General features: G+C 39.9%; 12 protein-coding genes and 1 pseudogene. 2 read left to right on the top strand and 11 right to left on the bottom strand.

Going from position 1 to position 12,321, the window contains the following annotated elements; genetic code table 11:
* Positions 1–37: 37 nt before the first annotated feature.
* Positions 38–1,408 carry a TrkH family potassium uptake protein gene (locus MUN87_RS17040; RefSeq protein WP_305037401.1) on the bottom strand — a complete coding sequence of 457 codons (1,371 nt, stop codon included), beginning with the start codon at positions 1,406–1,408 and terminating at the stop codon, positions 38–40.
* Positions 1,409–1,593: 185 nt separating this feature from the next.
* On the opposite strand from MUN87_RS17040, the gene MUN87_RS17035 reads away from it, so the two are divergent.
* Positions 1,594–2,250 (top strand): DUF4396 domain-containing protein, encoded by a 657-nt coding sequence (locus MUN87_RS17035; RefSeq protein WP_244742040.1) that lies wholly within the window; start codon positions 1,594–1,596, stop codon positions 2,248–2,250.
* A gap of 389 nt (positions 2,251–2,639) precedes the next feature.
* Here the strand turns inward: MUN87_RS17035 and MUN87_RS17030 are convergent, their stop codons facing one another.
* The 7 genes from MUN87_RS17030 to MUN87_RS17000 all read right to left on the bottom strand — a co-directional run bounded on the left by MUN87_RS17030 (position 2,640) and on the right by MUN87_RS17000 (position 8,584).
* The gene (locus tag MUN87_RS17030) at positions 2,640–3,692 is read right to left on the bottom strand and encodes an ABC transporter ATP-binding protein (protein WP_244742038.1); all 1,053 of its coding nucleotides are present in this window, start codon (positions 3,690–3,692) and stop codon (positions 2,640–2,642) included.
* A gap of 20 nt (positions 3,693–3,712) precedes the next feature.
* Positions 3,713–4,534 (bottom strand): carbohydrate ABC transporter permease, encoded by an 822-nt coding sequence (locus MUN87_RS17025; RefSeq protein ID WP_244742037.1) that lies wholly within the window; start codon positions 4,532–4,534, stop codon positions 3,713–3,715.
* A gap of 11 nt (positions 4,535–4,545) precedes the next feature.
* Positions 4,546–5,508 carry a carbohydrate ABC transporter permease gene (locus MUN87_RS17020; protein WP_244742035.1) on the bottom strand — a complete coding sequence of 321 codons (963 nt, stop codon included), beginning with the start codon at positions 5,506–5,508 and terminating at the stop codon, positions 4,546–4,548.
* An 89-nt stretch (positions 5,509–5,597) separates the two neighbouring features.
* A complete protein-coding gene (locus MUN87_RS17015; protein ID WP_244742032.1) occupies positions 5,598–6,563 on the bottom strand; it encodes an extracellular solute-binding protein in 966 nt (321 codons plus the stop codon).
* Complete coding sequence (locus tag MUN87_RS17010) at positions 6,541–6,933, bottom strand: type 2 periplasmic-binding domain-containing protein (protein ID WP_244742029.1); 393 nt, start codon at positions 6,931–6,933, stop codon at positions 6,541–6,543. The genes MUN87_RS17015 and MUN87_RS17010 overlap by 23 nt, the downstream gene beginning before the upstream one ends.
* A 15-nt stretch (positions 6,934–6,948) precedes the next feature.
* Positions 6,949–7,770: a metallophosphoesterase family protein gene (locus MUN87_RS17005; RefSeq protein ID WP_244742027.1), complete on the bottom strand. Its 822-nt coding sequence runs from the start codon at positions 7,768–7,770 to the stop codon at positions 6,949–6,951.
* A gap of 19 nt (positions 7,771–7,789) precedes the next feature.
* Positions 7,790–8,584, bottom strand: a complete 795-nt coding sequence (locus MUN87_RS17000; protein WP_244742024.1) for a tyrosine-protein phosphatase — start codon at positions 8,582–8,584, stop codon at positions 7,790–7,792.
* Positions 8,585–8,890: 306 nt separating this feature from the next.
* Here MUN87_RS17000 and MUN87_RS16995 point away from each other — a divergent pair, with 306 nt between their 5' ends.
* Complete coding sequence (locus tag MUN87_RS16995) at positions 8,891–9,535, top strand: GntR family transcriptional regulator (protein WP_244742023.1); 645 nt, start codon at positions 8,891–8,893, stop codon at positions 9,533–9,535.
* Positions 9,536–9,642: 107 nt separating this feature from the next.
* On the opposite strand, the pseudogene MUN87_RS16990 reads toward MUN87_RS16995, so the two are convergent.
* The 3 genes and pseudogenes from MUN87_RS16990 to MUN87_RS16980 all read right to left on the bottom strand — a co-directional run bounded on the left by MUN87_RS16990 (position 9,643) and on the right by MUN87_RS16980 (position 12,144).
* Positions 9,643–10,319: pseudogene (locus MUN87_RS16990) on the bottom strand (uracil-DNA glycosylase).
* Positions 10,320–10,324: 5 nt separating this feature from the next.
* On the bottom strand, positions 10,325–11,200 hold the full coding sequence (rbsK, locus tag MUN87_RS16985; protein WP_244742020.1) for a ribokinase: 876 nt from the start codon (positions 11,198–11,200) through the stop codon (positions 10,325–10,327).
* A gap of 2 nt (positions 11,201–11,202) precedes the next feature.
* The gene (locus MUN87_RS16980) at positions 11,203–12,144 is read right to left on the bottom strand and encodes a nucleoside hydrolase (protein WP_244742017.1); all 942 of its coding nucleotides are present in this window, start codon (positions 12,142–12,144) and stop codon (positions 11,203–11,205) included.
* Positions 12,145–12,321: the final 177 nt, after the last annotated feature.

Below are 12,321 nucleotides of genomic sequence, written 5' to 3'. Positions count from 1 at the left end.
TAGCCTTTTCGAAACTAGAGGATAGTTTACCATAATTCTAACCGATTATCATCTTTTCTTTTGGATAATGATAACGATCTTTCACATCATGTCCCCTAACAAGGAAAAGGAATGAAAAAATACCGATGCGACCGATGAACATTAAGGCAATAATAATCAGTTTTCCAGCGATAGATAAGTCAGCGGTTATGCCAAGCGACAGGCCTGTTGTTCCAAATGCTGAGAATGCCTCAAATACTAACGCCATATTGTTTAGAGGTTCGATCCAAATCAACAAAGTAATAGCCCCACCACAAAGCATGAATGCCGTAACAGCAACGATAAACGATCGTGACACATCCTCTGGATCAACTTCCCGCTTAAATACCTTAATCGTCTCATGCCCTTTTGCATAATGAAAAATCGCCAGCATCATGATCGCAAATGTCGTTGTCCTGATACCGCCGCCAACACTGCTAGGTGACGCCCCAATGAACATAAGCGCGCATAACAGGAGTAAAGTCGGTGTACTGAATTCCGACACATCCATTGTCGCTAAACCACCATTACGCGTTGTCACCGATTGGAAGAGACTGTAGAACAATGACTCATGCCAAGACTTCCCTTGTAAAAAATGTTGTGCTTCAAACATGTAAATACCGATTGCCCCTGCCACAATCAAAATAAAAAAAGTAATCGTCGTTATTTTCGTATACAGGGAAAAATGATATTTCCACTCCAGATTTTTGTATCTGCCCCATAATACTTCCTGTACTTCGAGTAATACAGGAAAACCAATGGCACCCAAAATTAATAAAATCATATTAATAAATTGCACATAATAGTCATTTGCAAACGGGATTAACGATGCACCAGTAATATCAAATCCTGCATTAGTCGTAGCACTAATCGATGCAAAGAATCCTTGCATAAAAGCTTCTTGCCATGAATCAAAGTAACTTAAGAAATAGATTGCAAGTACAAGTCCACCAATAAATTCAATAAATAGGATCGTCCGCAATATCCGGACCATTAACTTTACCAGCCCAGCCAACGTACTTCGATTCTGGTCAATCTGGATTAATTGTCTTGCGCGAAAACCTACTTTTTTTCCAAGAAGTATGTACACAAAAGTCCCTAATGTCATGATGCCAATCCCACCGAATTGAAGGACAAACGCCAAGGCAATATACCCTGCATAATTAAAAGTATCAGCTGTAGAAAAAACCGTTAAACCCGTTACACTAATCGCACTGACTGCTGTAAAAAAACTATCCAGCCATGTTACCTGCATACCATCCTGATGTAAAAAAGGCATACGCAACAGAACTGTAGAAAAGACTGCCGCAAATAAATAAAACAAGACAATCAGCTGGATACCGGATAAGTTTCCCAATTTGTTAAAGAAGGTTTTTATGTTTGCAAACACCTTATTCACTTCTTTCTTTTTTCATAGCTACAAAGGTCATTATAGCAAAAAATAACTGCAAAGCTCTATTATATGAAAAAAATCATCAATTTATTTACTAAGACAGGCTGACATTCCTTCAGCATGTTTTAGTAAAATAGCATCGGGAAATAAATATAGTAGTAAAAAAAGAATGAGGTGAAGGCATGCTTACGATTATTTCTTGGATAGCACTTAGTATAGGCATCGCTAGTTCAATTATTATACTGATTGATATTATTCGGCACCCTCAAATGATGACAATCATGAATGTCGTTTGGCCGATAAACGGCTGGTTCTTTGGGCCATTTGCCATTTGGAGTTATTATAAATGGGGCCGGTTAAAAGCGAAGAATCTTGATATCGAGGACAAGCGCGGCCAGGCAGCGAAAGTGTTTATGTCAACCAGTCACTGCTCTTCAGGATGTACACTGGGAGACGCAGTAGGTGTTCCCTTTGTTGCCATTACTGGTTTAACAATCGCAGGTTCTACTCTATTTACACATTATACCGTGCAATTTATTTTGGCTTATTTATTTGGAATCCTTTTTCAGTTTTATGCGATCTATCCAATGCATAAGGATAAAGGTGTATCACACGCTATCAAAACTGCCATAAAAGCTGATTCCTTCTCATTGATTGCCTTTGAAATCGGCATGTTCGGCTGGATGGCCATTGTGCATTTCCTGCTGTTTACGCAGCCACCCGAGCCAACTACCGCCACCTACTGGTTTATGATGCAAATAGCAATGATTTTAGGTTTCCTTACCAGTTATCCTGCCAATTGGCTACTTGTTAAAAAAGGATTGAAGGAAGCGATGTAAGCAATAAAAAACCAAGCATAACCCGACCGGTCCTAACTGACATAAATAATATACAATTACCTATAATAGTGATTATGTAAAGCAGAACTGTCTGGCATTGATCGTAATTTTGATATATTTTATTTGCTTAGCAAAGCTCCGGAAATATGCTCCGCGTCCTGCGGGCAAGGCGGTCTGCATTGCCCGCAGGACGCGGAGTGGTTGGCCGAAGCGGTATCCCAGCACATTAAATATTTCAAATTGGATGCTTGGCTATTACTGGCATGGCTACTTTACATAATCCATATTATAGGAGCTAAACTTCATGTTCCATATGATTACACGTACATACTTACTTGACTGACGAAAAAGAAATGATACAGAGAGCACACTCTGATCATTTCTTTTTACTAGGATCCAAACATTACTTCTTGCTTTATCTCCAAATTTTTCATCAAATCATATTGTGGTGGCACTCGGTCCCCATCTGTATTAAAGAAAAACAAATTCTTTTTTGTAAAACAAAGCTTCACTTTACCGCTAATTGCTTCCCACTCACTAGGAGTCCTAACGTTTAATTTTCCGTAATCGGTTTGCACGCGGTAAATGGTTTCACCACCAAGCTGTTCCGTAGAAAGCAGCGATCCGTCTAAGCAATAGTCAAAGCTGTCATCCACTGCCTTCGTTGTCATACTGATTTTTTCAGGACGAATTCCTACCTTGTATTCTCCCATTTCCATAATGTTCACTGGCGGTGAACCGATAAATTGTGCGACGAACAAGTTCTGCGGATTCGTATAAATGTCCTTCGGTGTACCTTGCTGCATGACTTTCCCCTGATTTAAAATAATAATGTACGACCCCATCGACATCGCCTCTACCTGGTCATGGGTGACATATAAGAAAGTTGTTTTTAATTGCTGATGAAGTTCGATCAGTTCCTGACGCATGTGATTACGTAATTTGGCATCGAGGTTCGATAATGGTTCATCCATAAAAAATGCGCCAGGTCGTTTCACAATTGCCCGTGCTAGTGCCACACGCTGCCTTTGTCCACCAGATAGCTGTTTCGGCCGCTTTTGGGCATGGTCCTTAAGCTCTACCAATTGCAGGACGTTGTCAATTATCGATTTTCGCTCCTCTTTCGCGACTTTTTTAATTTTTAAACCATACTCGATATTTTGATATACCGTCATATGCGGGTAAAGTGCATAATTTTGGAACACCATGGCAATGTTGCGATCTTTTGGCTCTTTTTCAGTAATATCATCGGTATCCATATAAATTCTGCCAGATGACTCTTCTTCCAAACCAGCCAATATTCTCAACAATGTCGATTTACCACAACCAGAAGGACCCAGCAGGATCGTAAAGGAGCCGTCTTCAATCTCCAAATTAATATTATTTAACACATTTGCCTTACCAAAAGATTTATTCAGGTTTTCTAACGTTATATTCGCCATTGTTCTCCCTCTTTTCTGCTTTATTTAATGCCATAACGGACAAACGACTCGATAATATGTTTTCTTAATAAAAAATAAATTAATAAAATCGGTAAACATGAAATAGTTGTCGCCGCCATCAAAGAGCCCCACATGTTCACATCTGAATTGACAAAGGACCGTAGGCCAATTTGTATTGGTGAATTCTCCATTTCTGTTGTAATCAGCATCGGCCAGAGATACTCATTCCATCCACTGATAAATAATAAGATGCCTAATGATGCTACCGTTGATTTCATATTAGGTAAAATAATTTTGACCAGTATATAGAAATCCTTCTCTCCATCCAGTCTTGCTGATTCAATTAACCCCTGTGGGAAGGAACGAAAACTTTGATACAGAGACAAAATGGCAAAAGTCGAAACAGATAAAGGAATTACGATGCCTATCAAGGTTTCATTTAAACCTAGCTGGTTGATCAGTACGTAGTTGGGAATCATAATGACCTGCATTGGTATTAGCCATGACAGACTTAATATCGTATAGATTATAGTGGCACCTTTTACTTGCCACCTCACTAAGGCATAACTCGTTAAGATGCTGGTGACTAATTGCAATACCGTTAACAGAATAGCGACTACAAATGAATTGAGCATCATTCGCAGGATTGGCATTTCCTGAAAGGCATATATGTAGTTTTGAAAAGTAGGATCCATTGGTATTAAGGACGATGTGAATATTTCACTTTCATTTTTAAATGATGAAATGATCATCCAATACAACGGAAAAATCGCCAGCAGACTGAACATAATCATCATAAAATGCTGACTTACAGTCACGAACGTGAATCGTTTATGCTTCATCAGTGAGCCTCCTAGTTATCATAAAAAGCATATTTTTTGGAAAACAAATTGAAAACAAACGCGATGATTCCGAAAACAACAAAGAACATTAAAGCCGCGGCAGCACTAAGACCAACATCCATATTGGCAAAGCCGTATTTGTACATCTCATAATATATATTGGTTGATGTACCAAAAGGTCCCCCACGAGTTAACATATCAATATAAGCAAAAGTCCATTGGCTCGAAAATAGTAAGCTCATCATCAGAATCAGCAGGATCATTGGGGACAATAATGGTAATGTCAAATCCTTAAATTGCTGAAAACGACTCGCCCCATCTAGCGAAATGGCTTCATAATAGTCTTTGCTGATCCCTGTCAACGCAGCAGAAAATAATATGGTCCCAAAGCCCATCATCTTCCAACCCGTTATAAACAATATTAACCATTTGGCGAATAACGGATCAGAAAAGAATGCGATGTTTGTTTGAATAATACCTAAATCTAATAAAAGGTTATTAACTAAACCATTTGTCGGGTGAAACATCCAGCGCCATATCGCTCCGTCTGACACAGGGGCTAAAATTAACGGAATAAAAAACATTGCCCGATAGACGTTCTTCATTTTTCCTTGCATATTGTGCGTTGCCACAGCAAGGATTAACGGAATGATAATCGAAAAAGGTATGATCCCAACCGTATAAAAAACTGTATTCAAAATGGATATACCAAAATCCTTGCTTGTTAATAGCCGAACAAAATTTTCAAACCCTACCGGACTTGGCACTGTCCCCGGAACCATCCCCCACTTTTGAAAGGCTAGCGAAAAAGTAGAAAACAACGGATAATACATCCAAATCCACAACAACAATAAGGTAGGCAATAGATACAAGTAAGGCTTGGCAAATAATCGTAATTTCTTGGCAGCTAATTTTTTCGCCGGGACTGAATCCAGCGTCGAAACCCCGATCGAATTTCCTTGATTATTTCGCATATGCTTCCATCCCTTATTCTTTAGAATTAGTAAATCAATCGGCTTGCAAAAAGGAAAGACCCGCTCCCTTTTCACAAGCCACTATGCCATTATTTCAATAGACCATTAATTTCTTCTTGTGCATTGGTTAGCGTATCTGCAACACCAGCATCTGTTGTAATTGCCTCCACAATCGCATCCGTGAAAATGGCCGCTGTCTCCGCAGCGTTTTCTCCTGGCCAAATCGTTGTTGGTTGAATTTCTTCCAGTTGTTCTAAATTGATTTTATACAGAGGATTTTCTTCCACAAACGGCTTTAAATATTCCTCTTGTTCTGCCAGTTCAGTTCTTAACGGTAAATAACCTATTTCCTCTGTGATCGTTGTATAGCCTTCAGCACCTGTTACATATTTAATGAATTCCCACGTTGCTGCTCGTTTTTCATCTGTATCGGGACGAACCGTCAGTGCACTTCCTGAATTGACAGGAACACTTGACTGATCGCCAAATTGTGGTAACGGTCCGCCATACACTTCCCATCCGCCTGCTTCTGCGGCTGCTTTCATTCCACTATGTAAGGCCGTTGATGTAATATACATACCTAAATTACCAGCAAGAAACTGTTCCGGAACTTCTGTCGTGGAGCCAACTGCATGCGCACCACTTTGATAAATGTCCTTCCAAATTTCCACTGCTTCTATGCCTGCGTCACTTGCAAACATTGCCTCCGAACGATCTTCCGATAGAATCTCTGCCCCATTGCTGTAGAAGACACCATCTGTTACCCAGCCATTATCAGGCTCAAGCGCAAATCCATCTTTTCCAGTCTCTTCTTTGATTTGCATAGCATATTCCTTCACTTCTGCCCAGGTTTCAGGAGGGGCATTAGGATCTAACCCTGCTTCTTCAAAGATGGACCCATTAATAAACACAATTGGTGTACTAAAGGTGAATGCTAAGCCATACATTTTGCCATCGATCATGCCGAGTTGTTGTGCATTCTCAGAGATTCCTTGTAAATGTTCTTCTAGCTCATCTTCCGGAAAAACATCTTCATACGCTTGAAAACCAACCAAGTGACAGCCTGGATGCGTCTAACATCGGGAAGACATTCTGTACGATATCTACATCTTTACCTGCTACAATATCTGCACGATACTGCTGGAAGTTCGGATCTGCTACCCCTTCCACTACGACACCTTTTTCCTTACCAACGGTTTCATTAAAATCATTGATCAGCTTCTCCATCCCATCTTTCATTGTCGGATATGCCAAGCTGTAAGAATAGAAGGTAATCTTTGTTGGATTTTCTGGATCTAATTCAGGCAAAGTCGTTGTCGCTTCTCCTTCACTTGCATCGGCATTCTGCAAAGATCCAATACCACAAGCCGACAAAAGCAATAGCAAAACAGTAAAGATAATCAGGGTTTTAAGATGTTTAGCCATGTATCTGCCTCCTCTTTATGCGTGTGTCATTTCATCAATGCCATAACTGAATAACACTTTATTTGTTTCCCGCACACGATTGACTTGGATTTTCAACTGTTTATTTTTGATGGTACAAACGTTAAACGCACTATTATTTGTGAAATGAGCCTGTACACCATCAAATTCCACACCGAAGCAAGAACCTTCAGCAGCAGACGAAATAAAACCTGAGTATTGCTCGATCAGATTTTGATGAATATGTCCACTTAACACGGCGATCACTTCCTCTTGATTCTGGACAACATCCAGTAATTCTTTTGAGTTTTTTAAACTGTGTTCACCGAATGTTTGTGCCTCATCAATTGGATGATGAACGACAACGACAGAGCCATTTTCGGTTGTTTCTGCTAATTGTGCTTTCAACCATGCCAATTGCTCTTCACTTACATAACCAGTTCCGCTCTTATCATAGCTGGAATCCAACACAATTAATCGATAGCCATTGACCTCTTCTGTATAAAACAGTTCATCATTACAATCTGTCTTTCCATGGAAAGTCTCCCAGTAAGCAGCAGTAACGTCATGGTTACCTAGGCTAAGATATACAGGTAAAGTCGTGTGTTCTTCCAGTAAGCTTTTGTAATACTGGTAATCTTCCACATCACCTTCATGTACCAAGTCACCTGAAATCAAGATAAAATCAAGCTGCTCTTTATTACTTTCAGCATATTGCAAGATTTTTGTTAATTGTGAGCTTGGATTTGTATGGATTTTGTCCAATCCTTCCAGAAAGCTTCCTTCATACTCTTTTAATACATGTGTATCTGTTAAATGGATAAATTTTAATTCATTCATTATGAACACCTCTCCTTTTTTATTTCAGGCAATAATCTTGTATCTTCTTACGGTCTTCAGCGGTAATCCCATATTCTTGTTCAAGAAAAACTTCAAAGCTATTATAGTTTTGCATAATATTCTGATAAGACATGTCAATATAGCGTTCTTGTAACAAAAATTGCTCTTTGAATTTTTCTGCTCGTTCTTCTGAAACCATTCCGTTTAACTTTTCAAAAATTTGACTATGGTATTTGTCTAACAGCACATTGGAGAATAAGAAATCTTCTACTATGACCTGCCACTCGACATCTAGTGTTAATAGAATCAGCATGCTTCCTACACCCGTTCTGTCTCTTCCTCCTGCACAGTGTTGTACTAATGGAAGATTTCGTTCCGGGTCCTTTAATAATGACATCAAATGATGATAAGAAGGATTCCCAACCGGTATGCTTTTGTACAGTTCCATTAAGAGATCATTGGCAAAAGAATCAAACGTATCTGATTGCATGAATTCTTCAAGTGAATTATACGCAGGTTTCCCTGTTTCCTGATTGACCGATACTCTTATATAATTGACTCTTTCCAAATGAGGATCAGGCCTCTTCGTTGCTTCATCTGCTGTTCTGTAATCAAAGATTGTTTGCATGGATATTTTTTGGATAAACGCTTTATCTGATGTCGTCATATCTGTCAGATCAGCTGCACGAAACAGTATGTTCTTCTTGATAGAACGCCCATCCTTTGTTTTGATTCCACCCAAATCTCGGAAATTCATGACACCTTGCAAATTAACCGGTTGACTGCTATTTGCTTGTAATTTGACACTCACCATTCATTTCTCCTTTTGTTTTGACGTTACTATCAGGAAAGTTATCATCACTCCCTTTCTTTGATTCTAATCCTTTATATTAAGTAGCATACTACTAGAATGTTAATTAAGTTTGAAGGGAATGTAAAAGTTTCATAAAGTGGATATACCAATGTGTTATCACAGGTTATGCCCTGCTTGATTCTTGATATATTTGAGCAGTTTAGCAGTTTTTTATAAAATGAAACTTATGCTTTTCAGTCCTGTGAGTTTGATGTATTCTTATTACAATGAGCCATAAAGAATTGTAATATGAAGGGACTTTTGTATATGGAAGGAAATTCACTACTAGAAGATGCCTATCAAATTATTCGCAAAAAAATACTGACCTGCGCCTTACCGCCAGGCAGCTTACTATCTATTTATAAATTAGCCGAAGAACTGGAAATGAGCCGTACTCCCATTTCAAATGCGATTGCTAGATTAGAACGAGAAGGATTAGTAACACCATTAAAAAATAGAGGAGTGCTGGTCAAAGAACATTCTCCACGGGAGTTGATCGAAATGTTTCAGATCAATTACTCCTATCAGCTTTTTGTCTTACATGTGGTAGAAAGAAAGGGTTATCAGAACTTTGATTTAGAAGCATTAAGGAAGATCGTAGAAGAGCAGCAACAGGCAAAGACGGAACAGGATTATATCGCGTATGTCCAGCTTTCTTTAAAGTTCGTCCGCACGTTTATTAGTACTATTGAAAATGAGGCAATACTTGCCCACGTTGATGCGAACAGTGACAAAATCATGATTAGTTCTGTCGCAGCTTATCATGCTTATCCCAATAAACGAATCTACTCCGGACTCAGTTACAACCAAAAAATGCTCGAAGCCCTGGAGAACACTGATTTTGAACAGGCACGCCTTCATGCAGACCAATACTTTGACAAAGTGAAAGAGAGGATAATATTAAAAGTGTAAACAAATACGCGCGCTGCCATTCGCTATAGGTGTCATGAGGGGCTCACGTGGAATATTACAAGAACCTAATACATTAGAAAGAGGAACCGAAGCATCGGTTCCTTTTTTTATGAACGAATCTCCCAATCTACCGGCTCCAATCCATTCTCTTCTAATAATTGATTCGTCTTGGAGAATGGTTTGCTGCCGAAGAAACCACGATGTGCGGATAATGGGCTTGGATGGGGGACTTGATCACATAATGCTTGGATAGATCAATAAGTGCTTGTTTCTTCTGAGCCGCTGCGCCCCATAAGATATAAACAACCGGGTTTTGCTTTTGGTTTAATGTTTGAATGACCTGATCGGTAAATTGCTCCCAGCCTTTCCCTCTATGTGAATGTGCCTGCCCTTGCCTGACTGTCAACACATTATTCAGCAATAACACCCCTTGCTTTGCCCAATCGACTAAGTAGCCATGACTTGGTATCGGGTGACCTAAGTCTGCATGTAGTTCCTTATAAATATTGCGTAATGAAGGTGGAAGACTGACCTCCGGTTTAACAGAAAAACTCAAACCGTGCGCCTGATCGGGACCATGGTAAGGATCTTGTCCAAGAATAACGACTTTTACCTTTTCAAACGAAGTATAGTGTAATGCATTGAAAATATCATGCATATTCGGATAAATCGTTTGGTGCTGATATTCTTCTTTTAAGAAAGTACGCAACTGCTGGTAATAATCTTTCTGAAATTCTGATTCGAGCCAATTTGCCCAATCATTGTGTAAAATAGCTTCTGTCATGATCATCAACCTCTACTTTGTGTTAAAAATGCTTCTACTTCCGTTTTGGTCGGCATCCCAGCTTGGGCACCGATTTTACCGACTGAGATGGCAGCCGCTGCATTCGCAAATGTAACAGCCTCTGCTACATTATATTTCTCTGCTAATGCAACAGCGAGTGCGCCATTAAATGTATCTCCTGCCCCCGTCGTATCGACCACTTCTACTGGATACGAAGGCGCCGTCTGCTCCAAGTCGTCCTCCCAGTAGCTGACGCCAGCTTTTCCCTTCGTAATAATTAACTTTTTATCATTTTTTTCTTTAAACAACTGACGCCATTCCGTTTCGTTCGGTGTGATATAAGTGGCAGCTTTCCATGCCGATGCGGATAGAGTCATTGCAGGAGCAGGATTGACAATCACCGGTATTTGATGCTGCTTACAAAGTTGAATACAATATTCAATTGTTTCCTTTGGTATTTCAAATTGTAACAAAACATAGTCACTGTTTAATATAGCTTCTCGCCTTTCTTTTATATAGTCCGTCGTCACATGCTGATTCGCTCCAGCGACAATCATAATTCGATTGTCTTGCTCTGATAAAATGATATTCGCTAAACCACTTGGCGTCTCTCTAATCCGATCCACATATTGAACTGAAACCTGTTCTTTTTGTAAATTAGTTACTAAACTGTCCGCAAATGGATCATCACCAACACAGCCAACCATTGTCACATCAGCCCCTAGTCGTGCAGCCGCAACCGCCTGATTCGCACCTTTTCCTCCTGGCACCGTCTGAAAATTTTTCGCTCTGACCGTTTCACCTTGTGCCGGGACAGTGTCGGTTTCCGTAACCATGTCCATATTAATACTGCCCACCACCGTAATTCTTGGTTTTGTCACGTCTATTCACTCCTCTCTCCATAGGAAACCATCGCTTCTTTAAAAACGGACCAAAATTTTTCATGATCAAGTGTTGTTGCAAAATAGGTGTTTGGTTCTTGGCCTGTTACTCCCAAGCGATCGACAACTGTCATTCCGTATGTATGTTCACCATTTGTTTCAATTGCGACATGTACATGCTCAAAGGTGAAAATGTCCGGATCTATTAAATGAATGATCGTACAAGCATCATGGATCGGTCCACCTGGAAAGTCAAAATGATCTTGATATGCCTGAATAAAGAAGGTAAGCAGATCTGAAACAAATCCACTGACCGGGTTCCCCATTTTACGCAATGCATCTACTGTCTCCGTTGTTGCTAATACTTGGTGGGTTACATCTAAGCCAAACATTCGCACAGGTATCCCACTTTCGAAAACAATCTTAGCTGCCTCTGCATCTACATATATATTAAATTCAGCTGCTGGCGTCCAGTTTCCAAAGGTGCCACCACCCATTAAGACAATTTCCTGTATGTTTTGTTTTATTTTCGGCTCTTTCACTAAAGCAAGTGCAATATTAGTTAACGGTCCCGTTGGCACTAGCGTGATCGGTTCATCAGCTTGGAGCAGTTTTTCGATGATAAAATCCACCGCATGCTGATCGATCGCTTGTCTACTCGGTTCATTCGGTAATTGCGGCCCATCAAGCCCGGTCTCACCATGAATTTCCTCCGCAATCTCCGCTTCTTTTACCAATGGTCTTGTCGCACCTTGTACTACCGGAACGTGATCTAATCCAATAACATCGCACACCTTTAGCGCGTTTAATGTATTTTTTTCAACTTGTACATTGCCTGCTACCGTAGTTATCCCAACAATCTCGAGAGGACTGATGCCAGAGGCAGCCAGTATAATCGCAACAGCATCATCATGCCCCGGGTCACAGTCAAGAATCACCTTCATGTCAATTCCTCCTCTATGTAATGAAGAAGTTTTCTGTACCATTATTGTAATCGTTTTGTACATACTTGCACAATGAAGAAGGTGTTAAACACACTTATAAAGTGAGACTTCAATCAGTAGGGTTTTTAACCGCCACTGGTTAGCGAAACTTATCAGGAAGTTATCGTCCGGTTATCC

The organism is Gracilibacillus salinarum (assembly GCF_022919575.1).
Lineage (GTDB): Bacteria > Bacillota > Bacilli > Bacillales > Amphibacillaceae > Gracilibacillus > Gracilibacillus salinarum.
The sequence above is the reverse complement of the archived record's forward strand: the minus strand, read 5'-3'. Positions and strand labels throughout refer to the sequence as shown.